The sequence below is a fragment of the Moritella yayanosii genome, assembly GCF_900465055.1.
GTDB lineage: Bacteria > Pseudomonadota > Gammaproteobacteria > Enterobacterales > Moritellaceae > Moritella > Moritella yayanosii.
Genome location: NZ_LS483250.1, coordinates 4,285,366 through 4,308,246 on the forward strand (window position 1 = coordinate 4,285,366; position 22,881 = coordinate 4,308,246).

Consider the following 22,881-nt stretch of genomic DNA (forward strand, 5'->3'; position numbering starts at 1 on the left):
GCTAAGTGTTGTTATTAACTAAACGCGACTTTCAGTAGTGCGTTAAATGTTTCACTTGGACGCATAATTGCTTCAAGCTTCATTGGATCAGTATTGAAGTAACCACCAATATCGACAGCTTTGCCTTGAACAGAGTTTAGTTCTTCAACAATTTTCAGTTCATTTTCAGCAAGGCTTGCTGCAAGCGGAGCAAACTGCGCTGCTAGGGTTGCATCTTCAGTTTGCTCTGTTAGGCATTTAGCCCAGAACAGAGACAGATAGAAGTGGCTACCACGGTTATCCAGTTCGCCAGTACGACGTGATGGTGATTTGCCGTTATCAAGCAGCATTTCAGTTGCTTGATCGAGTGTTGCTGCCAGTATTTTTGCTTTAACGTTGCCTGTTTTATTCGCAACAGCTTCTAGCGAAACCGTTAACGCGAGGAATTCACCCAGTGAATCCCAACGTAAATGGTTTTCTTCTACCAGTTGCTGTACGTGTTTTGGCGCTGTACCACCGGCACCCGTTTCAAACAAGCCACCACCGGCCATTAACGGCACAATAGACAGCATTTTAGCACTGGTGCCTAATTCCATAATTGGGAATAGATCAGTGAGGTAATCACGTAAAATGTTACCCGTAGCTGAAATTGTATCTAGGCCACGTACCACACGTTCAAGGGTGTAACGCATAGCACGAACTTGTGACATGATCTGGATGTCGAGTCCTTCAGTGTCGTGATCTTTAAGGTAAGTATTGACCTTTTTGATCAGTTCACTTTCGTGCGGACGATAAGGGTCAAGCCAGAATACGATTGGAGTGCCGGAATCTCTTGTACGTGCTACAGCCAGTTTCACCCAGTCGCGGATTGGTGCATCTTTAACTTGGCACATACGCCAGATATCATCTTTTTCAACATTCTGGGTCATCAGTACTTCACCCGTTGCGATATCAACGATGCGAGCTTCGCCTGTTGCTGGTGCTTCAAATGTTTTGTCGTGTGAACCGTATTCTTCTGCTTTTTGTGCCATTAGGCCAACATTTGGAACACTGCCCATAGTGACCGGATCAAAGGCGCCGTTAGTTTTACAGAAGGCGATAATTTCTTGATAAATACGGGCGAAGGTTGATTCTGGGATCACGGCTTTAGTATCTTTTGGACGACCATCCGCCCCCCACATTTTACCACCAGTACGGATCATCGCAGGCATAGATGCATCGACGATCACATCGTTTGGCGCATGTAGATTCGAGATACCTTTGTCTGAATCAACCATCGCTAATTCTGGGCGATGTGCGTGACAGGCGTGCAGGTCTCTGCGAATTTCTTCACGTTGTGAACTTGGTAGATGTGAAATTTTTTCGTAAAGGTTAGACAAACCGTTATTGACATTAACGCCAAGTTTTTCGAATAGCGCGTGATGTTTTGCGAAAGCTTCTTTATAAAAAATTCTTACCGCATGACCAAATACAATCGGGTGAGACACCTTCATCATGGTTGCTTTTACGTGTAAAGAAAACATGATGCCCGTTTCGTAGGCATCTTGCATTTCTTGTTCGTAAAAATCACACAGCGCGGTTTTGCTCATGAACATACTATCGATAATTTCGCCATCTAACAGCGGGATATTATCTTTAAGCACGATTGTTTCGCCGCTTTCAGTTACTAGCTCCATCCTCACGTTGCGAGCACTATCCAGTGTCATTGACTTCTCGCCGTGGTAGAAATCACCTTCACGCATATGTGCGACGTGAGTACGTGATGCCTGACTCCATTTAGCCATTGAATGGGGGTGCTTGCGTGCGTAATTTTTCACTGCTTTTGGAGCACGACGGTCGGAATTACCCTCACGTAGTACTGGGTTTACCGCACTACCAAGTGCGGTAGAATAGCGTTGTAAAATCGATTTTTCTTTATCCGACTGTGGGTTTTCTGGTAGGTCAGGGATCTGGAACCCCTGAGATTGCAATTCACTAATTGCTGCCTGTAGTTGTGGTACAGATGCACTGATATTAGGCAGTTTGATAATATTAGTATTTGGATCTTGTGTTAAACGACCCAGTTCGCTGAGGTTGTCAGGTAGTTGCTGTTCTTCGGTTAAATAATCTGGAAATTCTGCCAGAAGTCTGGCTGCAACCGATATATCACTTTTAATGATGTCAATTCCTGCCGCAGCTGTGAATTTCTCGACGATTGGGAGAAGTGAATAAGTCGCCAACAAAGGTGCTTCGTCGGTTAATGTATAAATAATCTTTGAGTTTTCTTCAGACATATTATTCCCTGGATTACTAGCATATGGTCCCCCTGCTATAATTCGGAACATCTGAATCTAGTGTCTTGCAAATATAGAGCAGATTCTAGGGGGAATTGAAAATTGTTATAGCTAGGTTGCAGAAATCGCAACAGCTGTTATCCTAGCAGATGTTCCGTATCTACTTTTTTTATAATACCATATAAACCAAATAAACAACCTTGTTTCACGTCAAAATAGCTGAAACCATACCACTTTGTCATTATTTGTGATGAGTATAGCTATCCTTTAAAGTCGATGCATTAGTACTAGATTCGACTATTGACGCTGTACGCAGTAACCATTCATTAACTTAATAACAACATTTTCAGTAGCTTGCACAGATTTTTCAATTAGCTGGTTCTTCTACTTTATTGAGCCAATATATTGCTCAAGGTGAGCTGATGATTAAAACCTAGGTATACTTATTGATTCTATAACCACAGTGTCAAAAGATCTTTGACGTTGTGTGTTTTATGTGTAAATTTATCTAATAGCACTTAAATTATGGAATACAAAGGGAACTGTTATGACAAGTCGAGTATACGTTTTAGCGCAATTCAAACCAAAGGAAGGCAAGGAGGATGAGTTATTTGAAATATTAAAAGCACTGGAACCAGATTCTTATCGAGAAGAAGGTTGTATTCAATATATGCTAACTCGTCAAATTAGTCATCCAAGTGCCACAAACAATGAATATCCGATTGTATTTAATGAAATTTGGGAGAATGCCGAGGCTTGGTCTGCTCATGGACGTAGAAAGCAAATTCAACATTTTTTTGAAACTCAAGTGCAAGCAGAAACGGGTTTAGTTGCTGACGTTATTGTAACGGCTTATACAGATGAAGGGCATCATTAAGATCATCCAGTTATGCATAATGAAGGTAGTTAATTAAGGTCTTGAATTACATCATAAACCCTGATTTTGATACGTCAGGGTTTATGATGTAATCATTCAATTGAATGATTACATTGAGCGATTAAACCGACAATTAATACATCAAGGTATATAGTTTACGGCGATAGTCAGCCACAAGTGCAGCATCAGTCATTACTGATAAGAGTTCTAAATAAACCTTTCTTGCGCCACCCTCTAAGAAATCATATTCCGCAGTTAATATTTTAAATAGCAGTACCATCGCATCGTTATGCTTGTTTGCAATTTGCAGTTGCAGTGCCAGATCATAAGCAACTTGTAAATCATCTGGGTTGGCTTCATGGGCGGCTGTTAATGTCATGATCTCTGGTGTTTCTGCTGATTTTTTAGCGATGTCTAAATGCGAACGTAAGGTTTGATATTGATTACTTTGTTGATCTGTTTCAGCAAACGTATCAAGTAATGCTTCAGTCGCTTCAACTTGGTGTGAACCGAGTAACGCTTGTGCATAGGCAATTTTTATATCTATATTATCTGGTGCCAGTTCGTAAGCTTGGCCCATCAGCGGCACGGCTTCTGTGAACTTACTGTCCATTAACAACATCTGTGCTTGTTGCAGTAATACTTCTTCTTGCTTTGGTAAATGACGGCTGATTATTTCACGGATAGCCGCTTCGTCTTGTTCGCCAACAAAACTATCAACAGACTTACCATCCTTAAAGATGGCAATGGTCGGTAGGCTTTTGATGCCAAATTGCTGAACTAATTCTGGATGACGGTCGCAATTTAATCGAGCCAGAATTATTTGGCCATTTAAGCTTTGCGCTATGTTTAATAGGCGGGCACTTACTTGGTTTTCTGGCGCACGTTCAGACCAGAAATCAATGACGATTGGTTGCTCATATTTACCTTGTAGTAAGATCTCTTTAAAGTTTTCACTGGTAAGGTCAAGGATATAATTCTGCACTGATTAACTCCATCAAATTGCGTATTGGTATAGTTTCTGTATATGAAAGATATATGGGGGATAAAGTTAGCATAATCAAGTCTGCAAGCACTGCTTATCAGTGAGGCGTAGATCACTGTAGCAAAAACAAAATCAGCATATATTCAAGACTCACCGTTTTTAAGGATGAGTAAATCGTTATTTGTAAACAGTATTAGTTATGCTTTGCGGGCTTACTTAAATTTAACACCTACTGTTGCGAGCAACAGTAGGGCAATGACAACCGCAAGTAGTTATAGTGCGCAACTCGCGATAAATGTGTCACCGTCAGTAACGAATGCAGTTGCACAATTATGTTACCAAGGTAGTTTTGGACCAACACTTGGAATATTATTCAGTGCTCAACAAGTGACACGACAGGAGTAGGTAAATACACAAATGAAATTACCACCGAGTTGGCATTACCCATTAACCGCGTAATACTGTGGTGTTTCAAATACGAATATTGTTAATACGCCAAACAAGGCAGTCGACAATACTAAAAAAGACAATCTGCGCGCGTGTTTAAAAGCGCAAGAGTCGATGTGGTTTGAACATGTGCTGATAGCCAAAGAGCCGTTACGTCAGCGTGTGGCATTGGCATTATCACAAAATATTAGTGGTCTCGAGTGAAGAGCCGCCGTTGCCGCGTTATGGCGATGGCTTAGCTTGGTATTATGATATTTTACTCAAGCATAGTTTTGGTAACTACCGTGATTTATTGCAAGATGTCACCTTGTCGCCTGCATTTAAAGCGCAGTTACAGTCACATTTAGCCAAGATAAAAGGCCAAAAAAGCAGTTAAAAGAAGCTATTTATTTGATCGTCAGTTCTGCGGATTATGAGTTGCTAAATAGGGTAATGCCGTTATCGACCAACAGAATGTAGGCGGGCTTAAATCTCAACAACGCCTTACCGTGGACAATTTTGATCAGGCTTGGAAAGCTGTATGCGTTTCACTTAGTTATCTTATGGAAAACGCTATAAATAGAGATTATTTGAATTTTAATGGCATTGTTGCTACCCTGCTAGGCGTTTTATCACAGGTAACACCATGGTTATAACTGGTGAACCTTTCGTTTTTACTTTTCGATCAAAAAGTATTGCAGGATATATGCTCAAGCATAATTTATGGACAGTTCGTTAAACAAAAATAGGTCGTTAAATAAATATAGTATTGAAACGACTGACTACCAAATTGGTCAGGACAACGTTCAAAAGTGGGGATTTGATATACATAACCCCGTATTCGGCATTAGCGCCGGCCTCATAATTATCTTCCTTTCGACACTCCTTCTTGTTGACCCAGCTACCGCAAAAGAAACATTAAACAATGTTAGAAATAGCATCATGGCTGACTTTGATGTGTTCTTTATGTGGTCGACTAACTTCTTTGTCTTTTTTACTATGGTATTGATTGTATCACCGTTGGGTAAGATCCGTATTGGTGGCAAAGAAGCGAAGGCAGATCACTCCACCATATCTTGGATGTCAATGTTATTTGCCGCCGGTATGGGGATTGGTCTGCTATTCTGGGGTGTTGCAGAACCAACGGCTTACTTCACTAACTGGTGGGGCACTCCCTTTAATGTTGAGCCGTTAACAGCAGAAGCAAAATCATTAGCACTGGCTGCAACGATTTATAACTGGGGTATTCACGGTTGGGCAATCTACGCTATCGTCGCGCTTTCTCTGGCTTTCTTTGCGTATAACAAAGGCCTGCCGTTATCAATTCGTTCAGTTTTCTATCCGATCATTGGTGATCGAGCGTGGGGCTGGGCTGGTCACATTGTTGATATCCTAGCTGTACTTGCGACATTATTCGGTCTAGCGACATCGCTTGGCTTAGGTGCACAACAAGCGGCAAGTGGTATTAACCACGTGTTTGGTTATGACGGTGGCATTGGCCTGCAATTGAGTGTGATTGCCTTTGTAACCCTGATTGCAATATTCTCGGTTATGCGTGGTATTAATGGCGGCGTTAAAGTATTGAGTAATATCAATATGCTGTTTGCATTCGTGCTACTGATTATTGTTATTATTCTTGGTTTTGATGTGGTGATGGTATCAATTCCTGAAACTTTCGTTGCTTACGCACAAAACTTTGTTGGTCTAAGTAACCCACATGGTCGTGATGATACGGCGTGGATGCACGGTTGGACTGTGTTCTACTGGGCTTGGTGGATCTCATGGTCACCATTCGTCGGTATGTTCATTGCACGTATTTCTAAAGGTCGTACAGTACGTGAATTCTTGTGTGCGGTGATCTTTATTCCGACGTTAGTGACGCTAGTATGGATGGCGACGTTCGGTGGTATTGCTATTGATCAAGTGGCTAATAAAGTTGGTGAACTCGGTGCCAATGGGTTAACTGATATCTCATTGTCTTTATTCCATGTATACGATGCAATGCCGTACGGTAAAGTGCTGTCAGTATTGTCGATTATACTCGTATTAATCTTCTTTATTACCTCATCTGACTCTGGTTCACTTGTGATCGACAGCATTACATCGGGTGGTAAAATTGATGCACCAGTGCCACAACGTATTTTCTGGGCGACCGTAGAAGGTACGATTGCGGGTGTTATGTTATGGGTGGGTGGTACGGAAGTACTGCAAGCTCTGCAAGCAGGTGTTGTAACAACGGCACTACCCTTTACGTTTGTATTGCTAGTCATGTGTGTCAGCCTAATTAAAGGTCTGAACTCAGAACGCCATTTATACAAGTAAAAACTGAGTTTAAAGTTAAGTGTTAAAACTTAAGTGATAAACACCAACGGCCTCAAATGTATGTTTGAGGCCGTTTTTTGTTCTGGTCAGATCGCAAATCTCAGGTATTATAATTTAAACCATGTGTGTTACGTTATATTTTAGGATATGGGTTATTTTGAATACATATGGAGATATGGATGAAAAAAGTCATTCTAAAAGGATTTATCATCGTCCCAACAGCGGATTTACCTGCGGTGAAGAAAGCCCTCGTTAGTCATAAAGAGCTAACGCGTAATGAACCGGGATGCTTGATGTTTAACGTCACGCAATCTGAATTCAATCTTAACCGTTTCGAGGTGTATGAAGAGTTTATTAATAAGGCTGCGTTTGAGCAGCATCAAGCCAGGGTTAAAGGTTCTGCTTGGGCTAAGGCTACTGTGAATGTACAAAGGCATTATGAATTTTTTGAGTAAGTACATAACCGAATAAAAATGTGAGTTAATACGGAAAAAGGAAGTTCTGATGGACATAGAGGTTTTACTGGTTAATGCTTTTACCGCCAATGGTAAAGGAGGCAACCCAGCAGGGGTAGTGCTGAATGCCGATAAGTTATCTGATGCGCAAAAGCTAGAGATTGCGCAGGCGGTTGGTTATTCTGAAACGGCGTTTGTATCGAATGATGATGAAGTCGATTTTGAAGTGTCTTTCTTTACTACCACCAATGAGGTCGATTTTTGTGGTCACGCAACATTAGCGACATTTTCTATTATGTACCAAATGAACCTGCTTACTGCGGGTGATTATGTACAACGCACCAAAGCTGGGATCTTGCCCGTCGTCATTGATAGTGACGGTCAGGTAACTATGGATCTACAGTTACCTGAGAAGTTAGGTGGTTTTTCTTATCAAGACATAGCCCCCGTTATTGGTATTGATAGCGCAATCTTGGCAAGGACTAACTTACCCATTGAAGTAGTATCAACAGGACTTACAGATCTCATCATTCCGGTCCCTACTGGGCAGTTAGATTTAATTAACCCCACTGATTTAGCCATTACTGATTTTTGTAAGAAACACGATATTGTTGGTTTTCATGTTTTTGAACTTTGTGCGCCTGGTAGTCAATTTACAGCCAGTTGTCGTAATTTCGCCCCTTTGTTCGGGATCCCCGAAGAATCGGCTACCGGCAGTGCCAGTGGTGCGCTAGCCTGTTATTTGGCTGAACATTTACCTTTAGACAATGAGTATATTTTTGAACAAGGCAGGGCGATGAATTGTGCATCTGTGATCACTGTATCTGTTGGTTTTCAGGACGCTAAAATAGCCAGCGTTAAAGTGGGTGGCGTCGCGAATAAAATAGGGACGATGAATGTTGCTGTATAAGCAATAAAAATAGCTATGCTATAGTCGATTTTATTGAACAGCGTTATTTATTAAAAGACTTATTTACAAGGAGTTGTACATGTCACTAGAATCTGCAATTACATTTTTTATCGCGATATTTATTTTTGGTATCACCCCTGGACCGGGGGTTTTTGCGATCTTGGCACGTGCTATGGTTGATGGACCCAAGAAATGTGTCATGCTGGCAATGGGGATGATTGGCAGTGATGTAATTTACCTGATATTAGCCTGTTTGGGTCTTGCGACCATTGCCGATAACTGGTCTGAAGTATTCACTGCTATTCGTTATTTAGGTGCCAGTTATCTGATTTATCTTGGTTATAAAATGCTAAAAGCTTTACCTCAGATTAAAAGTGATATTCAAGCCGAAACCGAAGCACAGAAAGAAGATGCCATGTTAGCGAGTTTTACTCAAGGCTTTTTGATTTCAGCCTCGAACCCGAAAGTGATCCTGTTTTATATTTCATTTTTACCGACCTTTATCGACCTGACCGTGCTAACCGCGCAAGATATTGCGTTAGTGTCGGTGCTGTCATCGATAGCCTTGATGTCTGGGTTAATGTTGATCGCTGTTGGTGCCAGTCGAATGGCGGGTATGCTAAAAACACCGGTGGCACATCAGCGATTAAACCGAGGTGCTGGTAGCATAATGATCGCAGCAGGGGCGTATTTGGCGATAAGTAAATAAGCTAAACTAGCGCACCAATCTGGTGCGCTAGTTTGTGGTAAGCACTACTATCTTGCTTTCAAGCCCATCTAGTACCGTACTCAGACCTTCCTACTACCCTAATTTCCAGTACTTTCCATGCACTTTCCCATGATCTCTGCTTACTTCCCTGCAAGTTGTAGACTTGGCTGAGTTTTTGCTTTAACTATAGTATTGAATATGCGTAAACAAGGATGAACATATGCAGAAGCTAAAACAACTACCCAAGTGGGTTAAAACAACATGTCCTTATTGCGGTACCGGTTGCGGTGTCGAAGCGCAAGTAAATCAAGACAATTCAGTGACTATTCGTGGGGATGAATCACATCCAACCAACTTAGGTAACCTTTGCTCTAAAGGATTAATGCTAGCCGATACCCTCGTCCCTGAAGGACGTCTTACCGAATGTTATATTCGCGGTCAAGTGCAGAGCATGGAAACCACATTAAGTTATGTCGCCTCTTCATTTAACAAGGTGATCGCCGAGCATGGCCCTGACGCAGTGGCATTCTATGTATCTGGTCAGTTACTCACCGAAGACTACTACGTTGCCAACAAATTGATGAAAGGCTTTATTGGCAGCAGCAATATCGATTCTAATTCACGCCTGTGTATGTCTTCTGCTGTTGTTGCGCATAAACGAGCCTTTGGTGAAGATGCAGTCCCTGCTTGTTATGCCGATATCGAAGCCGCGGAACATATTTGTTTAGTAGGTTCGAATTTGGCTTGGTGTCATCCTATTTTATTCCGCCGTATTCAACAGGCGAAAATAGCTAATCCCAATTTAAAAATAACCGTGATTGATCCCCGCCGAACTGACACTTGTGATATTACTGACTTACATTTAGCCATTCGACCAGGTACGGATGTGGCGTTGTATAATGGTTTGTTGGAATTTCTTGATCAGGAAAATGCCTGTGATCTGGCTTATATCGCTGCGCATACCGAAGGGTTTGAAGCAGCACTAAAATCTGCTTATCAATCGACGCCAAGTTGGGTTGAACTGGCGGAATTTTGTAATCTCGAACTTGATACTATGTTAGCCTTTTTCCGTCGGTTTACCGATATAGACAAAACCTTAACGTTATTTAGCCAAGGCGTTAATCAGTCGAGCAGTGGTACCAACAAAGTAAATGCCATTATTAACTGTCACTTAGCGACGGGGCGTGTCGGTAAACCTGGCGCGAGTCCTTTTTCCGTGACTGGTCAGCCGAATGCGATGGGTGGCCGTGAAGTCGGTGGCCTTGCGACTATGCTCGCTGCGCACATGGACTTTACCCCAGAGAGTCATGCGTTGGTCAGTGAGTTTTGGCAGACCGATAAATTAGCCACGCATAACGGTGCCAAAGCTATCGACATGTTTGATCTAGTGCATCAAGGCAAGATCAAAGCCATTTGGATCATGGGCACCAACCCGGTGGTGAGCTTGCCAGATTCGGACAAAATTCAGCAGGCATTATTAAATTGCCCGCTGGTGGTTGTCTCTGATTGTATTGCCAAATCAGATACCATCGCCTGTGCCGATGTATTGTTACCCGCGCAAGGTTGGGGTGAAAAGACCGGTACGGTCACCAACTCTGAGCGCTGTATATCACGTCAACGTGGCTTCTTACCGAGTGTGGGGGAGGCGAAAGCGGATTGGTGGTTGATAGCCGAAGTGGCTAAACGCATGGGCTTTGGTAAAGCATTTAGTTTTGATAGCGAAGCCGATGTATTTGCTGAATATGCGCGGATGACCGGCTTTAAACAAGATAGTTTACCTCGCGGTCTCGATATCGCGGTATTGGCTGAGCAAGATTACCAACTGCATCAACCGATGCAGTGGCCGATCCACGGTGACAAGTCACAAGCGCGATTATTCACTGACGGTCAGTTTTCAACACCGTCAGGTAAAGCTAACTTCATTCCGCTTTACCACAAATCCGCGGCCAGCGAAGTCTGCCAAGATTATCCGATGATCTTAAATACCGGTCGTAACCGCGACCAATGGCACAGCATGAGTCGTACCGGCTTAGCAACCAAGCTTAACGGCCATATGCCCGAGCCTTTGCTGTCGATTAACCCACAAGATCTAAGTGAACGTGGCATAGTTGATGGCAGTTTAGTCGCGGTGGAAAGCGTACAAGGTCAATTATTGGTACGTGCACATGCGACTGTGAGTCAAAATCCGGGTGAATTATTTTTACCTATTCATTGGAGTCGCCAAAATGCCAGTGCCGGGGCAATTTCGAGCTTAGTGGCAGCGCATACCGATCCGTTATCTGGGCAACCAGAAAACAAATATACCCCGGTTAAGGTCAGTGTTTGGTCACATTCGTCCCGTGCCGCGTTATGGAGTCAACGTCGTCTGCAAGTCGCTAAAATATTACCTATGGTGGATTACTGGGTTGAGCGTCGCTTAGAGCAAGGTTTTTTCTATTACCTTGCCTGTGTTGCGGAGCCAGCGACGTTCTTTCAGCAATTAAAATTAGCTTTGCATAATAGTTATATGACCAAGCAAGTCGATTATGAAAATGCGGCGGAACAGAAGTACCGTTTTGCCATGAGTTTCCAAGGTGATAGCAAAGACAGTTTGGATATCAGCTTAATGGTCACCCCTGCTAATGATGTGGATGATGATTCTTGGTTGGCTAGCTTAACCATGCTAACGCCTGAGGTAGGTTTACGTGCAACGCTAAAAGGGGAAGCGGAAACACCGCCAAGCCGCATGATCTGTGCGTGTCATCAAGTCACTGAGTACGACATTATTCAAGCCGTCGAAGCGGGCGCCGATACTGTTGCCGCGGTTGGTGGTTGCAGTAAAGCGGGGACGGGCTGTGGCTCGTGTATACCAGAGATTAAACGGGTAATGGCAAGTTGTGATATTGCTATTACCCTCGTGAGTTAATCTTGATTAATTGCTAATCAGTCAGATTGAGGATCATTAAACAATAGTCAAACTATTGTTTAATGATCGGCCGGCAGTACATAAAAGTAAATTGTCACAAAGTGGCAAGTGCTGCCGAGTAATACGAAGATGTGCCAAATAGCGTGGTTATACGGAATACGTTTGTTGGCATAGAAGATCGCGCCAATTGAATAAGCAAGTCCGCCTGCAATTAACCAATACAGTGCGCTGGTGGCCAATTTACCTAATAACTCATCGCCAGCAAAGACAATTAACCAACCCATAATAAGATAGAAAAACAGCGATACTTTTTTAAAACGTTCAGCCCAATACACTTTAGCGATAATCCCAAATAGCGCCATAGACCAGACCACAGCAAAGATACTCCAGCCGAGTACACCACGCAGTTCAATGAGTAATAATGGCGTGTAAGTACCTGCAATTAATAAGAAAATAGCACAATGATCGAGGGTCTTTAATTTCGCTTTAGTCGCTGGATTCGACGCATAGTGATAAGCACTAGATGCAAAGAATAATAAAAACATCGAGATGCCATAAATGCTAAAACTGGTAATACGCCAAGGATCAGCTTGTTGTATCGATGGCACTAATAGCGCGATAAGTGCAGCGATACTCAGTAAGGCCCCGATGACATGAGACCAAGTATTCGCGGCTTCCTCTTTTACACTGTAAGGCGCTGCGATTGTGTTAGTTGCAGCTATTATCGGTGTCGCACTGTGTGGCATACATGATCCTCTGTTAAGTTATCCTACCAGTTAAGCGTACAAGTGTACGCTTAAAATAATTTGATTTAAAGGCAATAAATGAATTGTATTTTTTTTAGTATTAGAAAATGGTTAAATTAATAAAACTGAGTACTATTATCAATAATATATAGTTAGCGTGTTATTTTATATTTTAGTTTTTTTATTGATACTATTGTAGATAGTTGCAGAGAGTGTATAGGGAATGATGACAAAATTTAAAGGAATACTTAAAAAAGTGATGCGGGGATTATTGATGACAGGCGTTGTTGCTGTTATCAGTCACTTTTATTGGTCAAGACCACTGCAAAACTACCCTGTACTTGATATTCAGATCCAAACATCACTGCAAGATAGGGTAAAGGAAAGTTCTGCGCTGGCGCGGTTTAGTGGTCAAACGTGGACGACCAATGATAGCGGCGACGGTGCTAACTTATATCAAATAAATGCACAAACGGGCCAGGTTATTAAGCAGGTGCACATTAATGATGTCATCAGTCAGGACTGGGAATCGTTGGCACAATCTACAAGTAACCTTTTCATCATGGATTGCGGCAATAATCATGGCACGCGTGATAGCCGCACTATTATTAATGTTGATATTGATACGTTGATACAAGCTAATGATGGCGAGACTATTTCAGCAGTGAGTACCGTGCGTTTTACAATGGCTGATAAGCCTGAAGCAGAATTAACCCGCTATATGCATGATTATGATTGTGAGGCGGCAACAGTGGTTGAGCAGCAATTATGGGTATTAAGTAAAAACTGGGCTGATTTACAAAGTCGCCTGTATCGGATGGATTTAGTCGATATTAGCAATAGCGCAGTGAATGACAGCGTCATTCAAGTCATTCCCTCGCAAACATTGAATGTGGATGGCTTGATCACGGCGGCAGATTATAATGCTGACACGAGGCAATTGGTACTGCTTGGCTATGATAGTAGCTTAATTTACAAACATCCTTTCATTTGGATTATTCCTATTAATAACAAAATCTTGAATTGGGATTTGGCAACGCGCTTTAACCTTGCTCCTTACGGACAATGGGAAAGTATTCTCTGGCAAGGTGATAACCAGTTATTACTCACCGCTGAAGCCGGTTGGGGTAGTGCTGCACGCGTCGGTATTGTGGCATTAAGTTCGTTAACACGATTAGATTAATATCGCGTAAAGGAGTATTCTACTAGCGAAAATTACCGATTTGAGTACGATATATTAGCGGACATGCCACCACCATAGGGGTATAATCCTGCTCATTAAATAGTGCTCAGTGATTACAAAATTAGCTAGGCGCAGTTATGCAAGATGATTTAAAAGACTTTTCACCAGAGCAAACACATCAATATCAAGACTTGATTACTGTTTTTAACCAAACGTTTGCAAGCGAATTTAATACGCAGTTAGCTAAAGGTGATGATGAACCGATTTACATGCCGGCTAACACTGATTTTGAACAATACGTAAGTTGTGCTAATCACCGTATTATTTTTGCTCATGGTTTTTTTGCGAGTGGCATGCATGAAATATCACATTGGTTAGTCGCGGGATTAGCCCGTCATCAATTGGTCGATTTTGGTTACTGGTATATAGCTGATGGCCGTAATGCACAGCAGCAAGCTGAATTTGAAAAAGTAGAAATAGTACCGCAAGCGATTGAATGGATAATTTGTGTTGCCGCTGGATTTTCATTCCGCGTTAGTGCGGATAATTTGGCTGATATTGTTATTGACCGATTGGCTTTTCAACACAAGATCCACAAGCAAGTACAACATTATTTAGAAAATGGCTTATCAATACGCACACAAGCCTTAGTTAATGCGTTACAAGCGTATTACAACACCAAACCGCTGACATTAGCAGATTTTGATTATCGAGGTATGTATGAATGTGAAGCCGTTTAAACTGGGTATTATTGTTAATCCAGTTGCTGGTGTGGGTGGCACAGTGGCCTTGAAAGGCAGTGATAATGTTGTTCAGCAGGCGCTTAGTTTAGGTGCTATTCCGCAAGCCAACAATCGTATGTTACAAGCATTGGGTCAGTTTTCAGATCTGGCGTCACGTTTTACCGTGATCACTGCAGGTGGCGAAATGGGTGAACGTTGCAGTTTAGAACTGGGCTTTAATGTGGCAGTGGTTTATCGATCTGCCAATGAGACAACAACCGAGCAAGATACGTATGCTGCGGTTGCTGCATTATTAGCACAAGATATTGACTTGTTATTGTTTGCTGGTGGAGATGGTACCGCACGTAATATTTGCGCCACGATTAATGATACGGTACCAGTATTAGGTGTGCCAGCAGGCTGTAAGATCCATTCGGGTGTGTATGGTGTGACACCAAAAGCCGCCGGTTGTGTGGTACGTCGATTGATTTTAGGCGAACTGGTTACTTTGGCTGATGCCGATGTGATGGATATTGATGAAGTTGCATTTCGCCAAGGTAGGGTCAAAGCCAAACGCTATGGCGAGATGATGGTGCCGTCTGATTTACGTTATGTACAAAGCGTAAAAATGGGCGGTATTGAGTCAGACGAATTAGTATTAACAGACATAGCTGCCGATGTGATAGCAGATATGGAAGATGAATATTACATTATGGGGTCTGGGTCAACGGTGGCATTCACCATGGCTGAACTGGGACTGGATAATACCTTATTAGGTGTTGATGTTGTGCATCAGCATACATTGATTGCTTCGGACCAAACAGCAGCGCAGTTAATCGCGTTAACGCAAGATAAACCCTGTAAATTAGTGATCACTTTAATTGGTGGTCAGGGGCATATTTTTGGTCGAGGTAATCAACAACTGTCGCCACAGTTAATTAAACAAATCGGCAAAGAAAATATTATAGTGCTGGCAACCAAAACTAAGCTGTCGGCATTAGCAGGACGTCCCTTAATCGTAGACACGGGGGATGTTGAATTAGACCAAGCATTATCAGGTTTTATTCGTGTAACCACAGGTTATCGTGATTACATCATGTATCGTGTCGCCAACCCAGAGTATGAGGATTAATCATTGTCTAAAGCTACTTATCAAAGCAAGCTAATGGAAAAGCTTGATGGATTTGTAGAACAAGGAACGTCGGATCAATTATTTGCGGCTGAGTATTTACACAGTCATGTTATTTTTGCTACAGCGAAGTGCGAAAATATCGGTAAAATTTATCCCCACGACATTAAATTCCAGGTTGTGCACAGTTTGCGAGATGCACTTGTTGCTAATGAGTTAACGCCTCGAAAACAAGAGTTGGTACTTAGTATGTGGGATGCTATCAACAATCATTGATATTCGATTAAATGATTATGATTAATCAGGCCCCCTTAACGCGTGTTATCAAAAATTAAAGCGGCTATCATTTTAAACCAGTAATCTGATTACTGGTTTTTTTATATCTGCTGCTAAATAGATCTCATGCCTTAGTATGATCTAGGTCTGATAAATATAAAGTATTTTATATTAGGTTGAATTTAATTTTATGCACAATATAATAAAAATATGTTTAATAAACAATAAGTTATGAAATATTATAACTATAATAACGCAATGCCCTAAATCGAAGTTGCCATTTTTAATCCGGTATTCATACACTAATGGTATCTATTTACCTTTCATTAACGCTTTTATCAGTAACATATCCAGTCTAATAATCTGTTATTTACGCTTATTAATAATCAATAAATCTTTTCCGTATCATCTGGTTGTACCTGTTGTTTTTTTACGTTATAACTTTTCTTGCGCTCAAATAGGACAAGTTGTCACCAACGGGCGTATTTTTCGATAACTCAAAAATAAAGGATTAGATATGTTAAAGAAAATTCGGACTTTACTCTCTGTCTTAGTTGGAACCTTGTGTTTCATTGTGACCCCTGTACATGCTGATACCTCGGGGAAAACCAAATATCCGGTGGTATTAGTCCATGGCTTAGCGGGTTTTGATAGTGTGTTAGCAGATTATTTTTATGGTGTCAAAGGGGCGTTAGCGGATGTTGGCGCGACAGACGTATATACACCGCAAGTCAGTGGCTATGATACCAGCGAAGTACGAGGCGAACAGTTACTCAGTTATTTAGAACAACTCAGTGCGATTACCGGTGCGGAAAAATTTAACTTAATTGGTCATTCGCAAGGTGGGATTGATTCACGTTATGTTGCCTCTGTTCGACCTAGTCTGGTGGCTTCGGTTACCTCTGTGGGCTCACCACATCGTGGTTCCGGCACTGCTGATTTAATTAAGGACTCGCCATTAGAAGGTCCTGCGATGGCCATTGGTAACGCGGTCGCAAGTTTGTTATCTATTGCAACCGGTAATAATGATCAGCAAGCCAATGCGATGGGCTCACTCGAAGCCTTGAATTCTAAAGACGCGGCTATTTTTAATGCGAAATATCCTGAAGGGTTAAGACAAGGTGAGTGTAAAGTCACGCCAAGTTATAACGCGGGTTCGTGGTGGTGGCCAAACTGGGTTTATGATTACTCAGTGAATGACGGCGATCATAACGTGAACGGTGTGGCTTATTATTCATGGGGTGGGACATATAATCCGATATTCAATTCTAATGTACTCGATCTTGCCGATGGTTTACTGGCCGTTACTTATCTTACGATTGATGAAGCCAATGATGGTGTTGTGGGTCGTTGCTCGTCACACTTAGGTAAAGTGATCCGTGATGATTACACTATGAACCATGCGGATGAAATCAATGGCATGTTTGGCTTACGTGGTTTAGGTAGCACCAGTCCATTACCTTTATATGTGGCACATGCAAAGCGTTTAACGAGCGCTGGACTGTAACTGGTTATTTTAAATGTGTGGTTAAGCACTGTGAACAAAGGACAGTGCTTAACTATTTACCGTGCTTAATTATTTACAGTACTTAATTATTTACAGTACTTAGTATAAGCAGAAGTTAGTGATAGGGAGCCTGGTGATGCCACCGAAACCAAAATCATTTATTGTGGTTACTGCGTTATCAGCGGTTATTGCCGCTGCCGGTGGTGTGCAATTTTTGTCGCAGGATGATGCGCAATCCATTGCAGCCACACAAGCGCCGACAATAGAAGACTCAATAATCGAATCGAAAATAATCGCACTGCAACAGGTTAGCTACCCATTAGCACCTGAAGCGATAGCTGCCTTGGTTAATCAGGGTGATGACGTGGTTACTGCAAATACACAGCAACAACAAGCAGTGCCGTTGTTATTACCAAGTTCATTATTAGGCTCCACATTACCACTAACACTGGATGTTAATGCGGATGGTGAGCTGGTGATTAATAAAAAAATTCAGCATTTATTCGATTTTTATCTCTCAGCAATGGGTGAAGAAAGTTTAGATATGATTGTCGCTCGCATTAAACATCGCCTAAAATTACAACTTGTTGATCCTGCGCTTAGAAAGGGTCTCTCGATATTAACGGGTTATTTGCAGTATCTTAATGCGGTCACTGTGATCAAACAGCAATTTGAGCAGGGTATTGATCCTGATGATGTCGGTGAATATGCGTTAGAAAATGTCATTCAAGTACGCGAGATGGTGTTAGATGCGCGCGCAACTTATTTAGACCTTGATGTCATCGTCGCTTTTTTTGGTCAATCAGATGAATACGAAACCTACATGTTGAGTGTGGCAAGTATTAATAAAAACAGTGAATTAAGTACAGTAGAGAAACAATTAGCGAAAGCCGAGTTAGATACCACCGCACCCGCTTGGTTATTGACGCAACAGCATAACGCTAATCAATTAAATCAATACCGTGAGCAGTATCAGACCTTGCAAGTACAAGGGGCAAGTCAGACTGAACTGCAAGATTTCACCCAACAATCATTTTTACCCGAAGTGGTCGATCGTTTAGCAATATTGGATGAAAAGCGTCAGCAGTGGCAAATAAAACTCGATGAATACAGAGTGCAACTTGCTGTTATTACTACTCGCAGTGCTTATTATAATAGCGAAGCCAATAGTGACGACAGTGAACAACAGCGAGAGATAGCGCAATTGCGGGAGGTATATTTTACCTCCCAAGAAATCAAACGTGTCAGGGTATTAGATAGTATCGTCAGTACTAGCACCACTGCGTTGTAGTATCACCATAGAACGGCCAGCTAATTGATAGTGATCGTTTACATTTAATGGTGCAAGCTGCATCGAACTGGTATCACAAATACGGTGCCAAGTTGGCGGTACATCAGGCAGTTTAAAATCGATAGGGGTATCGACTTGGTTAAATATCAACAATAATTCATCGCCATCAGTACCAAGCCCGAGATGCAGGCCTAAACTGATTTGATGTTCCCAGTCATGCTGCTGCATCATGTCGCCATTACTGCAATACCAACTAATACGATGATCATTACGACCATCACCAGTAAAGGCATCAATGAATGGCAACATATATTGTTTACGTGCTGCGATCATCTTGCTTAACCAGTCTTTAAACTCTTTTTTTACGTCGTCCATTTGCCAGTTTAACCAGCTTATCTCGTTATCCTGACAGTAGGCATTGTTGTTACCACCTTGGGTATGAGATACAGTATCTGCAGCCAATATATGGGGAATACCAAAACTAAACAGTAATGTGGTGATCAAATTACGTTTTTGTTTTTCCCGAAAGGCAATCACGGCTACATCATCTGTGTCACCTTCAATGCCACAGTTGTACGAGCGATTATCACCATGACCATCACGATTATTTTCGCCGTTGGCAGTATTATGCTTATCGTTGTAAGACACTAAATCTTGCAGGGTAAACCCATCATGATAGGCGATATAATTGACGGGTAGTTTGTGTGGCCAGCGGCCACCACTAAAGAAGTGGCGAGAGCCCATGATGCGGGTGGCAAAATCTTTTAAGTAACCGTGATCACCACGCCAAAAGCTGCGCACCGTATCGCGGAATTTATCATTACATTCGTTCCAGCCATCGGGGAAATACCCCAACTGATAACCATCAGGGCCAATATCCCAAGGTTCGGCAATAAGTTTGGTCGGTTTTAAAATAGGGTCTTGCGCAACAGCGTGGAAAAAGGGTGCTTGTTGGTTAAAGCGATCACCATTACGCCCCAGTGTTGCGGCCAAATCAAAACGGAAACCGTCAATATGATATTCTGTTACCCAATAACGTAGACTATCCATGACTAGATTAAGGCTGGCTTGATGGGTTAAGTCTAGGCTATTGCCGCAACCAGTATAGTTACGTAGACCGTTTTCATCACGTAAGTAATAGCGGTGATCGAGTGCTTTTAAATTGAATATTGGCCCATCTTGGCCACCTTCTGCAGTATGGTTAAATACCACATCTAAGATCACTTCGATGCCATTTCTATGCAGTTCTCTGATCGCAGTTTTTAATTCGATTACGGCATCTACTGTGGCATAACGTGGGTCAGGCGCCATGAACGCAAGGGTACTATAACCCCAATAATTCACCCCTTGTTGCTTTAATAAGTGCGGTTCGTGCATACACACAGCAATCGGTAGCAGTTGTATACTGGTGATGCCTTGTTGTTTTAATAAGGTAATATTTACTGGATCTGATAATGCTAGGTAGCTACCCGGCTGAGCAGTGGTGATTGCGGGATTTAATTGGCTAAAACCTTTGGTATGCATTTCGAATATGATCGTTTTCGCCAGGGGGACGTCAGGTTGAGGCACGCCTTGCCAATCAAATGCATTATCGGTGACAACTGCTTTAGTAAAATGCCAGCTTTTATCGGCACTGTAAGGTGGTTCATAATAAGGGGCTTTGCTGACGGCTTTGGCATACGGGTCGAGTAACAACCAATCTTGACCATCGATATTGCTTGAGAAGCCATATTCTTGCCCAGTATTAATGTCGCTAATGAAAATATGATGAATATCAGCATATTTGTTTTCGATAGTGAAGCTGCGTTGGTTTTTGCCATTAAACAATATTAGCTGCAAGCTGCTGCAGTCTGGTGCGTATATCGCAAAGTTACAGCCTTGTGGTTTTAGGCTGTTGGCCGATTGCAAGTTGGCACCAAGGGGATAAGGTTTCGACATAAATCACTCAGTTTGTTAGCTAGGTCACATTTATTGATTAGCTTCATCTTATGTAATTCAGGTGGTAAAAGGAGCTTTTACACGAATAAACATGATCTAGTTAACATTTTATTTCATATGGGCATTAAAAAATGATGTAAACATGGTTTGTTAGCAGGTTTGAGCAGTCTAAGCCATGCTGAGGCGGTGGCAACTGCGGCTTTACTTCCTCAGTGATTTAATTAGATAATTAATACATTATTATATTGCTAGCGTGATCGAGACGAAATGAAAATAACGGAAGACGAAAGAGATGCGGTTTACAAAACCATATTTTCTCGACGAGATGTACGTGGACAGTTTAAACCTGACCTGATCCCAGACGATGTACTGAAACGGATATTAACAGCGGCTCACCATGCGCCGAGTGTTGGTTTTATGCAGCCCTGGGATTTTATTGTGGTTAAGAATAAAGCCACGAAAGAAAAAATAAAAATCGGGTTTGAGTCTGCTCATGCTGAATCTGCCGCGATGTTTACTGATGAAAAAGCGGAGCAATACCGGAAGTTGAAGTTAGAAGGTATTTTAGACGCGCCCTTGGGGATCTGTGTTACTTGTGATCGTAACCGTAATGGTCCTACCGTGATTGGCCGAACAATTAATAGCGAAATGGATTTGTATAGTACGGTATGTGCTGTGCAGAATTTGTGGTTAGCGGCTCGAGCGGAAAATTTGGGTGTTGGTTGGGTCAGTATTATTCATGATTCGGTGTTGAAAGATGCACTCGGTATTCCTGAAGAGATTAATATTATTGCTTATTTGTGTGTTGGTTATGTCTCACACTTTAATGATAAACCAGAACTCGAAAAGCTAGGTTGGTTACCACGTCGTGATATTGATGCTGCTATTCATGAAGAAAAATGGTCACCAAAATAAGTTACTGAGGATAAAGCCGCATAGTTTGGTGAATTGAGCACGTGATCTGATAAAGACTAGGGTGGTGGCCACCTTAGTCTTTATCTCGGACAAGGCGCTATGTCGATATTGTATTAGCCTTGTTTATGCTTTTTCATTAATTCATCTTTAGAAATGAAACCATCACCATTCGTATCTAGTTTATCAAAGTGTTGATTCATTTCTTGTTTAGATATTTGACCATTATTGTCAGTGTCCATCTTTGCAAACATCTTACCTTTATGATGTCGACCTTTGTTTGGCAGCTCCGCTTTGGTAATGAAACCGTCGTTGTCGGTATCAAATCTATCAAAGTGTGCAGCTAAACGACCGGTTGCTTCATCTTTAGCAATTTTGCCATCTTGATTGGTGTCTATTTGTTCAAAAGACACATGATTACGTTGTTTGTGGTCACTATCTGCATAAGCAAACGTAGTGGTTGTCATCGCTGTTAATAAGGCGGCGGTAATAAAGAATGTCTTTTTCATCATGCTCTCACTTTGTTGTGTGTTGTTAGCCTAACAAGATTAACTCACCGTGAGTTAACCTGTTGATGGAGTAACTATAAGCAACAAATGCGCAGGAATTATGGAGAAAATGTGGAGATTAAGCATAATTTAACAAAGAGACATAATTATAGGGTGAATCTATAACCAACCCCGTAAATGGATTTTATGTATTCATTATCAGGCGCTGCATCTTGTAATTTTTTACGTAAATTTTTGATGTGACTATCAATGGTGCGGTCGGTAACTAAACGATGGTCAGCATAAATCTCTTGCATCAGCTGGTCTCGGTTAAATACTTGACCGGGATGCTGATTAAAAAAGCTTAACAGACGAAATTCGGCGGGTGTTAAGGTGAGTTCGTTACTGTCAAATGTGGCCTTCATTTGTTTATCATTAATCATTAGCCCATGTTGTGGTGATGATGCCGCCACCTTGACTGTTCGGCGTAATACATTTTTGATACGAGCGACGACTTCTCGTGGGCTGTATGGCTTGCAGATATAATCATCAGCACCCAGCTCAAGCCCTAATAAGCGGTCAATTTCATCGACACGGGCGGTAGCCATAACAACGGGTACTTGGCTAAAGGTACGTAATTCACGATAGATATCGAGGCCATCACGATTAGGCAGCATTAAATCGAGAATAAGCAGGTCAGGATGGTGTTGCTTCACCCAGTCAATCACCTCAAGGCCATTATCAATGATGTGGGTTTGAAACCCTGCTTGAGCAAGGTATTCACATAAAACGATGGCCAGTGACGGCTCATCTTCAACCACGAGTATTGTTTTTGCTGACTGTGTCAT

The 22,881-nt window shown here is 41.9% G+C and carries 20 protein-coding genes; 14 read left to right on the forward strand and 6 right to left on the reverse strand.

The features are described 5' to 3' along the window. Positions 1-14: 14 nt before the first annotated feature. Positions 15-2,252: an NADP-dependent isocitrate dehydrogenase gene (locus tag MORIYA_RS20070; protein ID WP_112718136.1), complete on the reverse strand. Its 2,238-nt coding sequence runs from the start codon at positions 2,250-2,252 to the stop codon at positions 15-17. A gap of 547 nt (positions 2,253-2,799) precedes the next feature. On the opposite strand from MORIYA_RS20070, the gene MORIYA_RS20075 reads away from it, so the two are divergent. Continuing rightward, the gene (locus tag MORIYA_RS20075) at positions 2,800-3,129 is read left to right on the forward strand and encodes a putative quinol monooxygenase (RefSeq protein ID WP_112718138.1); all 330 of its coding nucleotides are present in this window, start codon (positions 2,800-2,802) and stop codon (positions 3,127-3,129) included. Positions 3,130-3,262: 133 nt separating this feature from the next. Here the strand turns inward: MORIYA_RS20075 and MORIYA_RS20080 are convergent, their stop codons facing one another. Beyond that, positions 3,263-4,114 (reverse strand): tetratricopeptide repeat protein, encoded by an 852-nt coding sequence (locus tag MORIYA_RS20080; RefSeq protein ID WP_112718140.1) that lies wholly within the window; start codon positions 4,112-4,114, stop codon positions 3,263-3,265. Between the two features lie 607 nt (positions 4,115-4,721). Here MORIYA_RS20080 and MORIYA_RS21125 point away from each other — a divergent pair. The 6 genes from MORIYA_RS21125 (at position 4,722) to MORIYA_RS20110 (ending at position 11,841) form a co-directional block, all read left to right on the forward strand. Continuing rightward, positions 4,722-4,937: a hypothetical protein gene (locus MORIYA_RS21125; protein ID WP_197713409.1), complete on the forward strand. Its 216-nt coding sequence runs from the start codon at positions 4,722-4,724 to the stop codon at positions 4,935-4,937. 326 nt (positions 4,938-5,263) lie between these two features. Continuing rightward, positions 5,264-6,862 carry a BCCT family transporter gene (locus MORIYA_RS20090; protein WP_112718142.1) on the forward strand — a complete coding sequence of 533 codons (1,599 nt, stop codon included), beginning with the start codon at positions 5,264-5,266 and terminating at the stop codon, positions 6,860-6,862. Between the two features lie 179 nt (positions 6,863-7,041). Beyond that, positions 7,042-7,317 (forward strand): putative quinol monooxygenase, encoded by a 276-nt coding sequence (locus MORIYA_RS20095; RefSeq protein WP_112718144.1) that lies wholly within the window; start codon positions 7,042-7,044, stop codon positions 7,315-7,317. A gap of 49 nt (positions 7,318-7,366) precedes the next feature. After that, positions 7,367-8,227 carry a PhzF family phenazine biosynthesis protein gene (locus MORIYA_RS20100; RefSeq protein ID WP_112718146.1) on the forward strand — a complete coding sequence of 287 codons (861 nt, stop codon included), beginning with the start codon at positions 7,367-7,369 and terminating at the stop codon, positions 8,225-8,227. A 79-nt stretch (positions 8,228-8,306) separates the two neighbouring features. Then, entirely contained in the window at positions 8,307-8,936 is a 630-nt protein-coding gene (locus MORIYA_RS20105; RefSeq protein ID WP_112718148.1) for a LysE family translocator, read from the forward strand. A 220-nt stretch (positions 8,937-9,156) separates the two neighbouring features. After that, positions 9,157-11,841, forward strand: coding sequence for a nitrate reductase (locus MORIYA_RS20110; protein WP_112718150.1), 2,685 nt, complete (start codon positions 9,157-9,159; stop codon positions 11,839-11,841). A 59-nt stretch (positions 11,842-11,900) separates the two neighbouring features. Here MORIYA_RS20110 and trhA read toward each other — a convergent pair whose 3' ends face one another. Continuing rightward, a complete protein-coding gene (gene trhA, locus MORIYA_RS20115; protein ID WP_112718152.1) occupies positions 11,901-12,587 on the reverse strand; it encodes a PAQR family membrane homeostasis protein TrhA in 687 nt (228 codons plus the stop codon). 223 nt (positions 12,588-12,810) lie between these two features. On the opposite strand from trhA, the gene MORIYA_RS20120 reads away from it, so the two are divergent. The 6 genes from MORIYA_RS20120 (at position 12,811) to MORIYA_RS20145 (ending at position 18,695) form a co-directional block, all read left to right on the forward strand. Next, positions 12,811-13,770, forward strand: coding sequence for a hypothetical protein (locus tag MORIYA_RS20120; protein WP_232011693.1), 960 nt, complete (start codon positions 12,811-12,813; stop codon positions 13,768-13,770). 137 nt (positions 13,771-13,907) lie between these two features. Then, positions 13,908-14,510 carry an elongation factor P hydroxylase gene (locus MORIYA_RS20125; protein ID WP_112718156.1) on the forward strand — a complete coding sequence of 201 codons (603 nt, stop codon included), beginning with the start codon at positions 13,908-13,910 and terminating at the stop codon, positions 14,508-14,510. Further along, a complete protein-coding gene (locus tag MORIYA_RS20130) occupies positions 14,491-15,624 on the forward strand; it encodes an ATP-NAD kinase family protein (protein ID WP_112718158.1) in 1,134 nt (377 codons plus the stop codon). The genes MORIYA_RS20125 and MORIYA_RS20130 overlap by 20 nt, the downstream gene beginning before the upstream one ends. 3 nt (positions 15,625-15,627) lie before the next feature. Beyond that, on the forward strand, positions 15,628-15,897 hold the full coding sequence (locus MORIYA_RS20135) for a YfcL family protein (RefSeq protein ID WP_112718160.1): 270 nt from the start codon (positions 15,628-15,630) through the stop codon (positions 15,895-15,897). Positions 15,898-16,414: 517 nt separating this feature from the next. Then, positions 16,415-17,404: an esterase/lipase family protein gene (locus MORIYA_RS20140; RefSeq protein ID WP_112718162.1), complete on the forward strand. Its 990-nt coding sequence runs from the start codon at positions 16,415-16,417 to the stop codon at positions 17,402-17,404. A gap of 136 nt (positions 17,405-17,540) precedes the next feature. After that, positions 17,541-18,695, forward strand: coding sequence for a lipase secretion chaperone (locus MORIYA_RS20145; RefSeq protein ID WP_112718164.1), 1,155 nt, complete (start codon positions 17,541-17,543; stop codon positions 18,693-18,695). Here the strand turns inward: MORIYA_RS20145 and glgX are convergent. Further along, a complete protein-coding gene (gene glgX / locus MORIYA_RS20150; RefSeq protein ID WP_112718166.1) occupies positions 18,657-20,633 on the reverse strand; it encodes a glycogen debranching protein GlgX in 1,977 nt (658 codons plus the stop codon). The two genes, MORIYA_RS20145 and glgX, sit on opposite strands and share 39 nt — an antisense overlap. Before the next feature lie 267 nt (positions 20,634-20,900). On the opposite strand from glgX, the gene bluB reads away from it, so the two are divergent. Next, positions 20,901-21,548, forward strand: coding sequence for a 5,6-dimethylbenzimidazole synthase (gene bluB / locus MORIYA_RS20155; protein ID WP_112718168.1), 648 nt, complete (start codon positions 20,901-20,903; stop codon positions 21,546-21,548). 113 nt (positions 21,549-21,661) lie between these two features. Here the strand turns inward: bluB and MORIYA_RS20160 are convergent, their stop codons facing one another. Next, the gene (locus MORIYA_RS20160) at positions 21,662-22,057 is read right to left on the reverse strand and encodes an EF-hand domain-containing protein (protein ID WP_112718170.1); all 396 of its coding nucleotides are present in this window, start codon (positions 22,055-22,057) and stop codon (positions 21,662-21,664) included. A gap of 143 nt (positions 22,058-22,200) precedes the next feature. Beyond that, a complete protein-coding gene (locus MORIYA_RS20165; protein ID WP_112718172.1) occupies positions 22,201-22,881 on the reverse strand; it encodes a response regulator in 681 nt (226 codons plus the stop codon).